Source organism: Coleofasciculus sp. FACHB-542 (genome assembly GCF_014695825.1).
GTDB lineage: Bacteria > Cyanobacteriota > Cyanobacteriia > Cyanobacteriales > FACHB-T130 > FACHB-T130.
Genome location: NZ_JACJPB010000054.1, coordinates 17741 through 32038, shown reverse-complemented (window position 1 = coordinate 32038; position 14298 = coordinate 17741). Strand labels below are relative to the sequence as shown.

Here is a 14298-nt window from a genome sequence, read left to right as displayed (position 1 = left end):
ATTGCTGGGATTTAATCATTTAATTGCTGCAATGAATCAATTTAAACCCGGTTTGGCTTCTGGATAATTTAACTGATTTACTACTTGCTTCTCCGGAAAGTGACAGAAGAGGGGTATCATCAATCACGGTCAAATCGTGGGTGTAGTCGGCTGCACGCGTGACAAAATAATGCCTGCCTTTGATAGCGAAAATCTAGTCGATTTAGGTGCCATCTGCCTGCACTTATCGAGTTGGGTTGCAACAGTGGATTCACAAAGCATTTTTGCAGGAAAGTCACAGCACCAACCGTTTAATAGTGGTTTCCTTCAGAACGGCAAAGCCGAACGTTTAACAGCTCGTGAGTTGCAAATTGCAGAATTGGTGGCGTTGGGGCAAACCAACGCGGAAATTGGCAATCAACTTTGGATTACTGAAAATTCCGTGAAGCAAGCTTTAAAGCGAATGTTCCGTAAGCTTGAAGTTTCATCCCGTGCAGAGATGATTGCACAGCTTTCAAATATAAGGCTTCATTCATCCAAGGCAAACTCAGATTTATTTAACTCGGTGCTGAATTCCCACTCATCACCTTTCGGTTGTGTTTCCACTAAAGATTAAGTGGTTTGACAGTTGCAATCAGCGGCTGCTAAAGGCTGTGTGACTTAACAAACAGCTGTTATAACAAGCGAAGCAAGGGTTAGGAAATAATAGAAAGGAGTGAACAGGAGAAAAAATGCCCGCTCCCTACAGTTACGACGTGAGAATAAAAGTAATAGGGGCAATAGATAGAGGAATGGGAAAAACCCAAGCTAGTAAAATCTTCAACATTAGTCGAAATACAATAAACTTATGGCTTAACAAAAGAGAAGAAACGCGAGATTATAGAGCCAAGAAGGGATATCAACAAGGGTATGGGGCGAAAATCACTGATTTAGCGAAATTTAGAGAGTTTGCCCAAAAACATGGTAGTCAAACTCAACAAGAGATGGCTCAAGCCTGGACGGAAGAAATCAGCGAGCGAACAATTAGAAAAGGCTTGAAAAAGATTGGTTTTACCCGAAAAAAACTTACGGATATCGAGAAAAAGATGAAGAGAAAAGAACAGAATTTATCTTAAAAATCGACCAAAAAAAATTAAAAGAGCGAGTTTATGTAGATGAATCAGGCATAGATAATAGAGAAGATTATGGTTATGGCTGGAATGAAAAAGGACAAAGGTTCCACGACTTAAAATCTAAGAAAAGAAGCCTAAGAGTGAGTATGATAAGTGGCTTATGCCAAGGGAAACTGATAGCGCCCCTAACCTGGGAAGGCTCTTGTAACCGTGCCGTGTTTGAGCAATGGTTATCTGACAAACTCGTACCTGAGTTAAAAGCAGGGCAAATGGTGATTTTAGATAATGCCAGCTTTCATAAATCCGAAAAAATTAGAAAAATCATCGAATCGGTTGGCTGTGAACTCGAATATTTACCCCCTTACTCTCCCGACTTAAATGATATTGAGCATTACTGGTTTCCGATTAAAAATCGAGTCAGAAAATCGCTTGGGACTATCGAAGATTTTCGCGAACGAGTAGATACAGCCGTTCGCCTAAGGTCCTAATCTATGCTTCGACTGCTATAACACTGAGTTTGAGGTACGCAGTGTCAACTCCCAAGAATTGTCTCATAAACGGTTGTTTGTAGAACAGGAGAAAAAAATACCCCAGGTATAAGAGTTAGGGTACAAATAGCATAGAAAATTAATTGCAGTCGGATTGCTAGCATTAGGTGTGATTGAGTAAACGTGATATCTCCCTGACTAAGCTATCTGGTTCTATGGGTTTTGAAAGATGTTGTTGAAATCCAGCTTGGAGTGCTTGTTGCTGGTTAAAGTCTCCAGCATAGGCAGTCAGGGCGATCGCCCGAACTTGTCCGCCTTGCTCGGTTGGCAGCGCTCTCACCTGTTTCATCAGCATATAGCCATCCATCTGGGGCATCCCGACATCACTCAGCAGAACATTTGGCTTTGAGCGCATCAACATTGTCAAGGCTTCGGCAGCAGTCGTTGCGGTCATGACCTTTGCTCCCGCTTGCTCTAACACAAATGTCACAAACTCCCGTGAATCCGATTCATCATCCACGACTAACACTTGAATCCCGTTTAAATCAGAAGCTGGCTCTGATGATTGATTGTTCTGACTGGTGACTGCCTGCATGGACATCAGTGGCAGTTTGACGGTAAAGGTTGCACCCATCCCAGTCCCTGGACTTTCGACTCCGACAGTCCCCCCATGCAGTTCGACTAAGTTTCGCACGATCGCTAGTCCTAATCCCAGCCCCCCAAACTTTCGGGTTGTTGTGGCATCAGATTGGCGGAAGTAGTCAAACACATAGGGCAGAAAGTCCGATTCAATTCCCTGCCCAGTGTCGCGGACTGTGATGTAAGCGTGGAAGTCAAGGCGCTCCAACCGAATGTTCACCTGTCCCCCTGATGGCGTGAACTTGACCGCATTAGAGAGCAGATTCCAAATCACTTGCTGCAACCGAGTGGAATCTCCCCGAACCAAACCCACATCCGGTTCAAAGCTTGCCTCGACTTGGATTGACTTCGCTTCTGCTGCTAGCCGTACCGTTTCCATCGCCGCCTGAATGATGGAGACCAGATTAAGCGAACTGACATTCAGGTTGAGCTTGCCTTGGAGAATTCGGGACACATCCAGCAAGTCTTCAATCAAGTCTGCTTGCAACTGGGCATTGCGTTCAATTGTCTTTAATGCCAACTGAGTTTTGGCGGCATCTAGCTTGCCGCGCTGTAAGAGTTTAGACCACCCCAAAATCGGATTGAGGGGCGATCTCAACTCGTGGGACAGCACCGCCAAAAATTCATCTTTGATCCGATTGGCGTTCTCGGCGACAACTCGTGCGATTTGTTCTTGGTGTAAGAGCTGTTCTCGTTCAGTCTGGGCGCGTCTAAACTCTTCAATGTCTGTGCTAGTGCCAAACCACTGCACAATTTGTCCCTGTTCGTTACGAATGGCGATCGCGCGGGAGAGAAACCAACGATAGGTCTGAGCAGCCAAGTGTTTCAAGCGAAATTCAGCTTGATAAGGTGTTCCCGTGGCAAGGGCAGTCCGCCACCTTTCACTCGTCATCTCGAAATCATCGGGATGAATCACTTGAAGCGCATAGTGAATGTCTTGAATCTGCTCTATGGTCAGTCCGGTATAAGTAGTCCATTGCTGATTCACATATTGCGTGTTGCCTCCAGCATCGGTTATCCAAACCTGTTGCGGCATCGCGTCCGCGAGCTGGCGAAATTGCGCTTCCCGTTGCCTAATTGTGGCTTCTGCCTGTTTGCGTTCGCTGATGTCGGAAAACACAATTGCCACCTGGTGCATTGCGGCATCGCCGACCCGCGAAACCAAAATGTCGAACCAGCGATCGAGTGCATCCGATCGCACTTCAGCGCGGATAGGCTCACCTGTGTGAATAACTTGTGCGTAAAGGTCATTCCAATACTGTTCCAGTCCCGGTGCAAGTTCGCTTGCTGTTTTGCTGACTGGATTAGAAAGTCCGGACTGCCGCTCGAATGCGGGATTCGCTTGCAAAATGCGGTGATCGATCGGATTACCATCGGCATCAAATAGCACTTCAATCGTGCAAAAGCCTTCGTCGATCGACTCAAACAACCGGCGATAGTGTTCTTCAGATTGACGCAGGGCGACTTCTGCCTGTTTACGCTCGGTGATATCTACCGCCGTTGCGTAAAGCACCAGTTCTTCTAAGTGGGGCTGCGCTCTCCAGAGCAACCAGCGGTAGGAGCCGTCTTTGTGCCGATAGCGGTTTTCAAATGCCAACGTTTCGGAGCCAGACAACACGCTGACGCTTTCCCCGACCGATGCGAGAATATCGTCTGGATGCAGAAAATCAGTCCAGGGGCGGGAGGTCATTTCGTCGGGTGTCCAGCCAAGAATGCGCTCAAAGGCGGGGCTGACCCAGTGAAAATACCCGTGGCTGCTCATAATCACTTGCAAATCTGACCCAAGCGCCAGAAAGCCATCGCGTTCCTGCTCCACTTTTTGGCGTTCGGCTTCGATGCGCTTTATCTCGGTAATGTTGGTAAATAAAGCAGCAAACTGATAACTTTGTGGCTCTCCAATGCAAAAGGCATTGACATTAAACCAACGGTTCATTGCGCTCGCTTGCTGCTCAAAGCGAACGGGTTCCCGGTTTCGCACAAGGCTGCCATAAATCTCAAACCAGTAGTCTTCATGATTGGGAACCAGTTCCCGCATCGTTTTACCACTCGCTTGCTCCAATCCGGTTAGCCGTTCAAATGCCGCATTCACTTCCAGATATCGATAGTCAATCGGTTCCTCGTTCTCATCAAACAGCACTTCACAGATGCAGAAGCCCTGGTCGATTGACTCGAACAACGTACGGTATTTTGCTTCCGATTCGCGCACAGCGAGTTCCATGAGCCTGCGCTCCGTGATCTCCCGTGAAATGCACAACAATCGTTCAACTTGCCCATTATCCTCTCGAATCGGGCTAATTTTGTGATCCCACCATTTGAGTTCGCCGTTGAGTGTTAAACAAGCTCCTTGAAAGGTACAAACTTCGCCGTCTCTTGCTTTAGCGATCGCCTCAATTGCTGCTTGTTTTACTGCTCCTTGCCAAAATTCTGCCCAAGACGTGTTGAGGAAGGGGGTTATATCCCGAATGCCCAGCCGCACTTGCCCCGCTTGGCTCATGAATAGAATTCGCCCTTCTAGGTCAAATACTTTGATGCAGTCATCGCTACTGTCGAGGAGCTGCTGATTAAACTCCTGGCTTTGACGCCACGCCGTTTCAGGAATTCCCTGCGAACTTTGAAGTGAATCTTTTTTTGCCAAATCCGAGTCAGAGCTGTGGAGGCTATCATTCATGGGTCTCCTCCTCACTTCCAGAAGTCTTTGAGAAGTATTTGACGAGCAAATCTTTACCTGTATCGCCCATCTGATGCAGCAAGTGTTCAATCTGCTTCAACGCAATCGGCAAGGGCTTAGTCCGCCCATTCTCCCAACGATTAACGCTCTGAAATGAAACCCCTAGCTTCTGTGCAAACTTCGCTTGTGAGAGTTCCAGACGTTGCCGCGTTTCCCGCACGAGAGATTTTAGCTCTGACTGGTCAATTACAGGCATGAAGCACAAGCCATCAAGTTATATTCTCACTAACTATACCAAGTGTTATAACTGACCTTCTACCTATCAATAGACAGAACCTTTGCAATATAGCAAGCGAAGCAAGGGTTAGCAAATAATAGAAAGGAGTGAACAGGAGAAAAAAATGCCCGCTCCCTACAGTTACGACGTGAGAATAAAAGTAATAGGGGCAATAGATGGAGGGATGGGAAAAACCCAAGCTAGTAAAATCTTCAACATTAGTCGAAATACAATAAACTTATGGCTTAACAAAAGAGAAGAAACGGGAGATTATAGAGCCAAGAAGGGATATCAACAAGGGTATGGGGCGAAAATCACTGATTTAGCGAAGTTTAGAGAGTTTGTCCAAAAACATGGTAGTCAAACTCAACAAGAGATGGCCCAAGCCTGGACGGAAGAAATCAGCGAGCGAACAATTAGAAAAGGCTTGAAAAAGATTGGTTTTACCCGAAAAAAACTTACGGATATCGAGAAAGAGATGAATAGAAAAGAACAGAATTTATCTTAAAAATCAGCCAAGAGGAAGTAAAAAAACAAGTTTATGTAGATGAATTGGGCATAGATAATAGAGAAGATTATGGCTACGGCTGGAATGAAAAAGGACAAAGATTCCACGACTTAAAATCTGGAAAAATCTGACAAACTTCTACCCGAGTTAAAAGCAGGGCAAATGGTGATTTTAGATAATGCCAGCTTTCATAAATCCGAAAAAATTAGAAAAATCATCGAATCGGTTGGCTGTGAACTCGAATATTTACCCCCTTACTCTCCCGACTTAAATGATATTGAGCATTACTGGTTTCCGATTAAAAATCGAGTCAGAAAATCGCTTGGGACTATCGAAGATTTTCGCGAACGAGTAGATACAGCCGTTCGCCTAAGGTCCTAATCTATGCTTCGACTGCTATACTAAGAAGTTTGCACTCAAGAGATTGATTCAAAGGTTTGCTAGAAGTCATTGACGCAGCAGAACAATTTTTCTAGACTAAAAATGGGGAAAGCCGATGGATGAGAATTTAGAACTTTTAGTCTATCTGTTTTGTTCCTCCCTTATCCCGAACTCAGGTTATTTTTATCAAATTTTAGATAAAGGGTCTGCTCACTTCTTAGGACGATAAAATTTAACCAGATGAGATGAGGGAACTCCCAAGAAATAGCCGAGAATTACTATTTGATTAATCAGGGTAGTTTTTAGAACCCCAAGTTTGTGCCAGCGACGGGCTGAAGTCAGTACCGGAGTCGGAACAATAGCAATTCGCCCCAAACGTCTCAGACAACGGATCAATTCAAAATCTTCCATAATCGGGAGATCGGGAAAACCTCCAATATCGTGAAATACAGAAGCTTTTAAAAAGATAGCTTGGTCGCCGTAGGGCAGGGAAAGAAAGCGCGATCGCCAATTCACCATCTTTTCAACTAGACGTAGCGATCGCATTGGAGAATTAATTTTGAGTTCAAAGGCACCCGCAACGGTTCCAGACTGGGCTAGTGTCAACGGAACTAATTTCTCAAACCCAAGCGGTAAAGAGGTATCTGCATGGAGGAATAACAAGATATCTCCTGTCGCAGCCGTTGCACCCGCGTTCATTTGGCAGGCACGTCCAGCAGCCGAAGACAGAACTTTAACGCCCCAGGATTGCACAAGGACAACGGTTTCATTCTGACTTCCCCCATCCACTACAATGACTTCCACATTTTTGACATTCTGAACACTCGCTAATGTTGACCGAATCGTGTTAGCAGCTTCATTCAAAACGGGAATAATGATGGAAATTCTTGCCGCTTCTATCACTCAAAACTCAAAACTCGTAACTTTTGCAAGATCCTCTGGACGGTCAACATCAAATAGGGGGGGAAGATAAGCAACTGCCAAACCAAGGGAGATAGCGATCGCTAACGTCTTTTCTCGCACCTCCGAGGTTCCCCAGTTGATTCCCGCAAATAATTCTGGAATCACCCGCCGCAACCCAATTAAATAATAGCCGCCGTCCATCGCTGGTCCCAAAACCAAATCATGACCGTTTAGCTGCTCAAATGCTTGCGCCATTATTTTCGCATCCAAACCAGGGCAATCAGTACCGACGATGGCAACACCCTCCATTCCAGCCGCAAAAGCCGTTTGAAACGCCGACTTCATCCGCTGTCCCAAATCGCCCTTACCCTGCGGCTGATAGATGATATCAGCTCCCAACCAGTCTTCCATCAACTGCTGGTCGCCGCCAGTAAAATAAACTTCCACTCTCGTCGCGCGAGCGCTTTGCAGTTCCCTTACCTGCGAGAGTGTATGCTCGGTCATCTGGCGATGAAGATTTGAAGCGCCCTCTTCCCCCAAAGCCGGAATTAGCCGAGTCTTTGCCTTTCCTGGCTCTGGATAGCGAGTAAAAACGATCAAGCACTCTCTATTCATCGCCATTCAATTCGTTGCTCATTCATCGTTCATTATTGCTTGTTATACCAAGTCCAATCGATCCCCCGAAATGAAGAACCCCAACCAAGCGATCGCCTGCGTCTCTTACTCCATCTCCCCTCCCTGCAAGCGGGGAGGGGCTGGGGGTGGGGTTCTTTTCCATCAGGTTTCGTTCCCGACCCAACATTGACTAGGCGCTCATTTCCAACATCCGCTGAATTGGACGCAGCGCCGCCACTCGCGTTTCTTCTGGCAAAGTAATTTCTGGTGCCCGATTTTTCATCGCTAAATACAGCTTCTCCAGAGTATTTAACCGCATATGAGGACACTCATTGCAAGCACAGTCGTTCATTGGCGGTGCAGGAATAAAGTGCTTGTTAGGTGCCTGCTTCTGCATTTGGTGAATAATTCCCGGCTCAGTCGCCACAATAAATACCTGAGTGGAACTTGCTTGAGAATACTTCAACAGTGCTGAAGTAGAACCGATGTAATTGGCATGGCGCAACACCGACGGTTCGCACTCTGGATGGGCAATAACTTCAGCTTCTGGATGTTCAATTTTTAGCTGGACAATCTTCTTTTCAGAGAAGGTTTCATGCACCATACAGCTACCTTGCCACAGCACCAAATCTCGCCCCGATTGTTCCATTACATATCGTCCCAGATTCCGGTCGGGGGCAAATATAATCGGCTGGTCTTCTGGAATCTGAAGAACCAGTTTAACTGCGTTGGAACTGGTGCAAATAATGTCGCTCATTGCCTTAATTTCGGCAGAGCAATTGATATAAGAAACGACTATATAACCGGGGTGAGCCGCCTTAAATTTAGCAAAAGCATCCGCAGGACAACTGTCTGCCAACGAGCAACCGGCGTTGAGGTCGGGTAAGAGTACCAACTTGTCGGGGTTGAGAATTTTGGCAGTTTCCGCCATAAAGTGAACCCCCGCAAACACGATGACATCCGCATTTGTGCTGGCTGCTTTTCGGGAAAGCTCTAAGGAATCTCCGATATAATCTGCTACATCCTGAATATCAGAATCTTGATAGTAATGAGCAAGAATAACAGCGTTTAACTCTTTTTTGAGGGCGTTAATTGCCTCAAATAAATCGTGAGGGAATGCCGCTGTCTGAGCAAAATTACGCTGAGGAAGTGTAGTAGTAAACACAGTGATAATTTTTTGGGGGAATCAAATCGCTAGGCGTGTAATCAGTAATTATAGTTGTTTTTACCAAAACTTGTGGGCAAGTCAGGTCAGAGAAAATTTGCTTTAATATAGCGGTTCTCAATAAGAGTTAGATGCATCAGTGCGATCGCTCATCGGCTTGTGCTACCTGGCGGTGAATTGTGTCGAAAGTGAACAACGCTCTAGACCCCGCCCAAGCAGGCAAGTGTTCCTGGCAAAATCAAATCACGCGATCGCTCACAAACAAAAAAAAGGAGTTACACCAGAGGATACTGCGAAAACAGGCGATGCTTTTTTATGCTGGAGAAAGACCGACGAGGAAGATAGGATGAGCAATCAGAGGAACCCGGAAAAACCCATCAAAATTGCGGTTGTTGGCGATATTCACGACCAGTGGGACAGCGATGATGAAATTGCCCTCAAGCATCTGGGTGTTGACCTAGTGCTATTTGTAGGGGATTTCGGCAATGAGTCGGTGGATGTGGTGAGAGCGATCGCATCTCTCGATCTTCCCAAAGCGGCAATATTTGGCAACCATGACGCTTGGTACAGCGCCTCAGATTGGGGCAGAAGTCGGTGTCCCTACGACCGCCAGAAAGAAGACCGGGTGCAGCAACAGATGGATTTGTTGGGAGAAACCCATGTCGGTTACGGTTCGCTTGATTTTCCCGCCCTGAATTTAACAGTTGTTGGGAGTCGCCCTTTTAGCTGGGGCGGAGAAGTCTGGAAAAATGCCCAGTTCTACGAACAACGGTATGGGGTGAAGAATTTCGAGGAGTCAACCGCCCGAATTCTCTCAGCGGCTCAGAGTGCTGCTTCTGAAACGATTATTTTTATAGGTCACAATGGGCCTGTCGGGTTAGGCGATCGCCCAGAAGACCCCTGTGGCAAAGATTGGCATCCTATCGGTGGCGACTATGGCGATCCGGATTTTGCAGATGCGATCGCCCAAACTCGCGACGCAGGTAAAACCATTCCCCTCGTCACCTTTGGTCATATGCACCACACTATGCGCCACACAAAGATCCACTTGCGAACCCCAGTTTATGTCAGCGCAGAGGGAACCGTTTACTTAAATTCAGCCAGCGTACCTCGGATTATCCAAACGGAGACAAACCGCCTACATAATTTCTCTCTCGTCTCTCTGCAAGGCGGTATCGTCTCCCAAGTCTCCCTGATTTGGGTTGGTAAAGACTTCACCGTTGCATCTGAGCAGATTCTTTACCATCGCACCGAGCCAGCGATCCAACCCGTTTTAAGTTAGTAGTAACAAATTCCACAACCTTGATATGATAAAAAAACACACCTGGAGAGGTGGCAGAGTGGTCGATTGCGTCCGACTTGAAATCGGATGAACCGAAAGGTTCCGGGAGTTCGAATCCCCCCCTCTCCGTTAGCGAATAAAAGGGGAATGGTTAGCTCGCACCCATTCCCCTTTTATTCATCTATATAAACCAGCCTGTAAACTAGACTGGTTGAAACTTCGTTTTTAGTAGCACAACATTGCCACAAACCTACATCCTTTCTCCCAATGATGGCTTAGGAATTTTCTTAAGGCTATGCCTTGCCTTGCTGGTTGGAGCGGCTATTGGCTTAGAGCGCCAACTCAAGAACAAACCAGCAGGTTTAAGAACCCATATGCTGGTCAGTCTGGGTTCAGCATTCTTTGTTCTCGTGCCCCTCCAAATCGGTACGGCACAAGAAAGTGCTGAGGCTCTTGGCAGAGTCATTCAGGGCGTTACAGCCGGGGTTGGATTTTTAGGCGCAGGAGAAATTTTACGCGAGTCTCAGGACGAATCGAAAACAGGTGTTAAAGTTCGTGGACTCACCTCGGCTGCGGCTACTTGGGTTTCCGCTGCTTTAGGAATTGCTGCTGGGTGTGGGTTATGGCAAATGAGCTTAATTGGGGCTTTGCTGTGTTTGGTTGTTCTAAGAGCTTTTAAAAGGTTAGAGCCTCATAAGTAGTTACTTTGATCAAGTTTAGGCTTAGCAAATCAGCGATCGCTCTTAGCGCCATATTTCATCCGTGCAACTTCGCCACCACGTGAGCAACTTTTTCGCCTAACTTCTCGATGGACTCTTGCTGCTTGGGATCTTTCATCGTACCGTCGGGATTAAATATTTCAAAAGCTTTAGGCACCGCGATCTGATCGGGAAGAACAATAACTCTGATATTTCCCAGGATCGAGCGCAGGTGGACTAAACAGCGTAAACCGCCCAATCCTCCCGGTGAGGTACTCATAATCGCCGCTACCTTATCCGCAAAAGCCACGAGCGGGGGTTCCTCTGGTGCGGTTGAACGTGACGCCCAATCAATGGCATTTTTCAGAACGGCTGTAATTGAGCTGTTGTACTCCGGAGAAGCGATGAGAAGTCCCTTATGTTCGATCATCAGCTGTTTAAACTTCCGCGCATTTTCAGGCATTCCCTCGCTCTTTTCCAGATCCTCGTCGTATAGCGGCATCGGTAGGTCGCGCAGATCCACGTATGTCACCTCAGCTCCCGCTGACCGCGCTCCGTTCGCAGCAACTTGTACCAGCTTTTTATTGTAAGAATCAATGCGGGTGCTACCTGCAAATGCCAAGATTTTAGGGGTGTAAGCCATAGGTGCAAATTAGTTTTGGTGCTACTTCTATCTCTGGTTGATAATAATTCACCAAAGGCGATTTGGGATAGCCAAGATTTGTTAAAAGCGATCGCCTTTTTCGCAGCAGTGCGAAGCAAAGCGGCTCTCGCTTTTATAAACTTCCTGAAGTTCGTTGGAACTTAACTCCTTTGGGAACATCTCTCGCTGTGATGATATTTAATTCAGCACACAGAAGGGGTCACGACAACAAACCACCTGGTTATCCTTTGAAAGTACACCTGAATCGGAAGGAAACAACACCGATGAACAAGGCACTACTGACGATTCTCTTGTTCGCGTTCATAGTCTTATTCATTACCGCTCCCTTTGCTGGGCTGGCGATGCTAATGTTTGTTGTCTTAGGAGCGGCATTTATTTCGACGTTCTGGAATTTAGTGCAAGCGCTAATCGGTAATGCTCCGAAAGAGCCACTATAAAATTAGAAACGGCAAATTAAAAATTCAGAAAGGAGAATTTTTAATTCCTTATTTAAAGTCGTGTCACTACCTGATTCACGCGGGGTCTACCGAAGCGTTCCCAAGCATTGCCCCCTCGCAAAAATAACTCCATCCAACGGATAGGCTTTCCATCCTTAGCGGCATTCCATCCAGAACTTCCTGGTGAAAATGCTAAAGTTCCCTGTGGCACCCGGAAACTGCCGTCAGAGTAGATGGCATCGCTCACGACATCCCCGACACGAATGACTACTTTTTCTTCCGGTTTTAGGTTGAGGGTATCAGCAGGGATTGTGGTCTTGATGTTCCCGTAGCCATCGATCCAGGCAACGCGATCGCTCGGTGCATCGGGGATTTGGCTAGGGTTCAAGACTTCTCCTAAATAGCTAGTATCTCCCTGAGCGATCGCTGCCGCTGCATTAGGAAACACATCCCGCGAACGGAACTGCGACCCGCCTCTAGAAACCTTGACTGTTTGCAAAACTTGAGCATGGTCTTTGATAAAAGAGAGCGTGTAACCAGCAAACACACCCACTACTTTGACGCCATTAGGCAACAGCGCATAAGTTAATCCCTCGCCTTCATTGTTTTGCCGTGCTTCTGGGTCATCTTGGCGAGGAGCGCAGTTGTGATAAATGAGACGCTCTTCGGGACCAGGATTGAGTCCGAGTTGAGCAATCCAGAAACCAGTTGCCAAGGTGCTGAAGGGAGGAACCGAGAGGCAGTGAATCTGGGAGGAAGGTAAAGCCATCAAAAGACGTTGCGTGACCTCTGCAAAAGCTGGATCGCCGGTTCCGTAGTCTGCAATCAGGCTGATGAACATAGCGCCTCTCAAGTGGGGTTTGCTACAGCAATGGTACCTTGTAGCTGGCTTTCTGTAACTGCGGCGATCGCGTTATTGAACACAAAAGTGATCTCGCTGGTGGTGCTACTTTTAACAAAGTACTGCTGATTAGACCAAAAAGCGATCGCGTTTGTTATCGGATACACTCATGAAACTGGAAACAGAGGTCTGAGTGAATGTCTGATATTTATGTCATGATTCGCAATCAGGAGAATCATGCCCTGACTTCAATTGATGGCATTGCCTTTATCGCTTTACTTAGGCAAAATGGGCAAGCGATCGCTCAGGAGACAATTGACCTGATTCATGCAGACGCGGGCTTTGATGACCTGCCAATTGGGCAATACACTGTAGTGGTGAGGCATGAACGGGTTTTACCGCAAGAAGTCCTTCATGATGTGACAATCAGTACGGACGAACAAGTAATCATACTGACATTTGTTTATCTAGAGCCAGCACGGGTACTTCTAGACATTCAAGCTTCTGTAGAAAAGAGATTGTAACCATGACTGTTAAAGCCATCCCGTCATACTCCATTAAAATGTTCCGCTATCGAGTACATTGTCTGTCGCGGGATCTTTGGCAAGCAACAGATCCTGTATGCCGAGTGAATCTGGCTTTACAGTTAGCAGATGCCGCTACATCACTGGCTCGGCTAGAAGTCCTGGAAGCGCAAAAATTGCAGCAACTCTCTTCGATTCATCCGGTTTCCAGTTCTACTGAGTCATAACTGAACTGAGTCATCTGTGAGATGGCTACCAGTTATCAGGCGGGATGTATGAATGGATATTCGGTGAATGGATTGGGATCGGGCACAAGCGTAGATTACAGCCGCTATAAATCAGATTTTGCCCATGAGTACAGTTGCCTTGACTGGAGACGCGATCGCTCTAAATGATATTGGACAATTTTTAGATCGATTCTTTGCCGTTCATCGCTTTGGTGATGACCAAGGTGGCATTTATCACCCATCAACGCGCCCGATTCGTCGGATAGGATTAGCCTTAGAACCTTGGGCGGGACTAGAAAAATGGGCAAAATCTCAACGAATAGATGCTTTATTTTTACATCGTCCTTGGAAGCTGGAAGCGGGCCAACTCGCACCCGATGTTGGGGTGGTGGCGTATCATCTAGCTTTTGACGAACGAATGACGCTGGGTTTTAATCCTCGACTTGCCGATGTGTTGGGGATGTCTGCATTAGAGGTGTTGGGGGAAAAGGAAGGGCGACCGATTGGTACGATTGGGGAAATTGCTGCACAGAGTTTTGTCAGTTACTGCGATCGCGTTCGGGAAATCTTCGGCGGATACGATAAAACTCTTGCGAGTAGTGAAAGCGACATCCAGCGAGTCGCAGTCGTTGGGGCAATGACTGATGCGCTAATCCGCGAGGCGGCTGTGCGGGGTGCCGATCTATACATTACTGGACAGTTACGACAGCCAGCAGCAGCGGCTGTGGAAGAAACCGGAATCCGCGTTATCGCCGTTGGTCATCGTCGGAGTGAAGAATGGGGATTGCGATCGCTTGCGGGAGTGTTGCGCGATCGCTACTTCAATCTAGAAGTTGTTTTACCGCCTCTAGGGACGATTGCCGTTGCTCGTTCTGATGCCTAGACGACGT

Annotated in this window: 17 protein-coding genes, 1 tRNA gene and 1 pseudogene; 11 read left to right on the top strand and 8 right to left on the bottom strand. The window is 46.9% G+C overall.

Annotated elements, in window-relative coordinates:
- Positions 1 to 115: 115 nt before the first annotated feature.
- A pseudogene (locus H6F52_RS22440) lies at positions 116 to 595 on the top strand (helix-turn-helix transcriptional regulator); the annotation flags it as partial.
- A 115-nt stretch (positions 596 to 710) separates the two neighbouring features.
- Positions 711 to 1579, top strand: a protein-coding gene (locus H6F52_RS22435; protein ID WP_242034035.1) for an IS630 family transposase whose coding sequence is annotated in 2 segments (ribosomal slippage) — positions 711 to 1026 and positions 1026 to 1579 — 870 coding nt in all. Because the reading frame shifts where the segments join, the coding sequence is not laid out codon by codon here.
- 163 nt (positions 1580 to 1742) lie between these two features.
- On the opposite strand, the gene H6F52_RS22430 is transcribed toward H6F52_RS22435, so the two are convergent.
- Positions 1743 to 4886 (bottom strand): PAS domain S-box protein, encoded by a 3144-nt coding sequence (locus tag H6F52_RS22430; RefSeq protein WP_190536801.1) that lies wholly within the window; start codon positions 4884 to 4886, stop codon positions 1743 to 1745.
- Entirely contained in the window at positions 4879 to 5142 is a 264-nt protein-coding gene (locus H6F52_RS22425) for a helix-turn-helix transcriptional regulator (RefSeq protein ID WP_190536800.1), read from the bottom strand. The genes H6F52_RS22430 and H6F52_RS22425 overlap by 8 nt, the downstream gene beginning before the upstream one ends.
- Positions 5143 to 5287: 145 nt before the next feature.
- Here H6F52_RS22425 and H6F52_RS26270 point away from each other — a divergent pair, with 145 nt between their 5' ends.
- Positions 5288 to 5671 carry an IS630 transposase-related protein gene (locus H6F52_RS26270; protein WP_277881999.1) on the top strand — a complete coding sequence of 128 codons (384 nt, stop codon included), beginning with the start codon at positions 5288 to 5290 and terminating at the stop codon, positions 5669 to 5671.
- Positions 5672 to 5833: 162 nt separating this feature from the next.
- The gene (locus H6F52_RS26265; RefSeq protein WP_277881998.1) at positions 5834 to 6052 is read left to right on the top strand and encodes a transposase; all 219 of its coding nucleotides are present in this window, start codon (positions 5834 to 5836) and stop codon (positions 6050 to 6052) included.
- A gap of 210 nt (positions 6053 to 6262) precedes the next feature.
- On the opposite strand, the gene H6F52_RS22415 is transcribed toward H6F52_RS26265, so the two are convergent.
- The 3 genes from H6F52_RS22415 to nadA all read right to left on the bottom strand — a co-directional run bounded on the left by H6F52_RS22415 (position 6263) and on the right by nadA (position 8735).
- A complete protein-coding gene (locus H6F52_RS22415) occupies positions 6263 to 6952 on the bottom strand; it encodes a TIGR04283 family arsenosugar biosynthesis glycosyltransferase (protein WP_190536802.1) in 690 nt (229 codons plus the stop codon).
- A gap of 3 nt (positions 6953 to 6955) precedes the next feature.
- Positions 6956 to 7570: a TIGR04282 family arsenosugar biosynthesis glycosyltransferase gene (locus H6F52_RS22410; RefSeq protein WP_190440373.1), complete on the bottom strand. Its 615-nt coding sequence runs from the start codon at positions 7568 to 7570 to the stop codon at positions 6956 to 6958.
- 190 nt (positions 7571 to 7760) lie between these two features.
- A complete protein-coding gene (gene nadA / locus H6F52_RS22405) occupies positions 7761 to 8735 on the bottom strand; it encodes a quinolinate synthase NadA (RefSeq protein ID WP_190440333.1) in 975 nt (324 codons plus the stop codon).
- Between the two features lie 346 nt (positions 8736 to 9081).
- On the opposite strand from nadA, the gene H6F52_RS22400 reads away from it, so the two are divergent.
- The 3 genes from H6F52_RS22400 to H6F52_RS22390 all read left to right on the top strand — a co-directional run bounded on the left by H6F52_RS22400 (position 9082) and on the right by H6F52_RS22390 (position 10718).
- A complete protein-coding gene (locus H6F52_RS22400; RefSeq protein ID WP_190415129.1) occupies positions 9082 to 10017 on the top strand; it encodes a TIGR04168 family protein in 936 nt (311 codons plus the stop codon).
- 44 nt (positions 10018 to 10061) lie between these two features.
- Positions 10062 to 10146: transfer RNA gene (locus H6F52_RS22395), tRNA-Ser, on the top strand.
- A 110-nt stretch (positions 10147 to 10256) separates the two neighbouring features.
- Positions 10257 to 10718 carry an MgtC/SapB family protein gene (locus H6F52_RS22390; RefSeq protein WP_190440330.1) on the top strand — a complete coding sequence of 154 codons (462 nt, stop codon included), beginning with the start codon at positions 10257 to 10259 and terminating at the stop codon, positions 10716 to 10718.
- Positions 10719 to 10773: 55 nt separating this feature from the next.
- On the opposite strand, the gene H6F52_RS22385 is transcribed toward H6F52_RS22390, so the two are convergent.
- Positions 10774 to 11358 carry an NAD(P)H-dependent oxidoreductase gene (locus H6F52_RS22385; RefSeq protein WP_190440328.1) on the bottom strand — a complete coding sequence of 195 codons (585 nt, stop codon included), beginning with the start codon at positions 11356 to 11358 and terminating at the stop codon, positions 10774 to 10776.
- A 284-nt stretch (positions 11359 to 11642) separates the two neighbouring features.
- Here H6F52_RS22385 and H6F52_RS22380 point away from each other — a divergent pair, with 284 nt between their 5' ends.
- The gene (locus tag H6F52_RS22380) at positions 11643 to 11816 is read left to right on the top strand and encodes a hypothetical protein (protein WP_190415126.1); all 174 of its coding nucleotides are present in this window, start codon (positions 11643 to 11645) and stop codon (positions 11814 to 11816) included.
- A gap of 52 nt (positions 11817 to 11868) precedes the next feature.
- Here H6F52_RS22380 and H6F52_RS22375 read toward each other — a convergent pair whose 3' ends face one another.
- Together H6F52_RS22375 and H6F52_RS22370 are read right to left on the bottom strand one after the other, a co-directional pair.
- The gene (locus H6F52_RS22375; protein WP_190415125.1) at positions 11869 to 12657 is read right to left on the bottom strand and encodes an SAM-dependent chlorinase/fluorinase; all 789 of its coding nucleotides are present in this window, start codon (positions 12655 to 12657) and stop codon (positions 11869 to 11871) included.
- An 8-nt stretch (positions 12658 to 12665) separates the two neighbouring features.
- Positions 12666 to 12824: a hypothetical protein gene (locus H6F52_RS22370; RefSeq protein WP_190440327.1), complete on the bottom strand. Its 159-nt coding sequence runs from the start codon at positions 12822 to 12824 to the stop codon at positions 12666 to 12668.
- Positions 12825 to 12854: 30 nt separating this feature from the next.
- Between H6F52_RS22370 and H6F52_RS22365 the strand changes: the two genes are divergently transcribed.
- The 3 genes from H6F52_RS22365 to H6F52_RS22355 all read left to right on the top strand — a co-directional run bounded on the left by H6F52_RS22365 (position 12855) and on the right by H6F52_RS22355 (position 14291).
- Positions 12855 to 13181, top strand: coding sequence for a hypothetical protein (locus H6F52_RS22365; protein WP_199292014.1), 327 nt, complete (start codon positions 12855 to 12857; stop codon positions 13179 to 13181).
- A 2-nt stretch (positions 13182 to 13183) separates the two neighbouring features.
- Positions 13184 to 13408, top strand: coding sequence for a hypothetical protein (locus H6F52_RS22360; protein WP_190440325.1), 225 nt, complete (start codon positions 13184 to 13186; stop codon positions 13406 to 13408).
- Between the two features lie 124 nt (positions 13409 to 13532).
- Entirely contained in the window at positions 13533 to 14291 is a 759-nt protein-coding gene (locus H6F52_RS22355; RefSeq protein ID WP_190536799.1) for a Nif3-like dinuclear metal center hexameric protein, read from the top strand.
- The last annotated feature ends 7 nt before the right edge of the window (positions 14292 to 14298 follow it).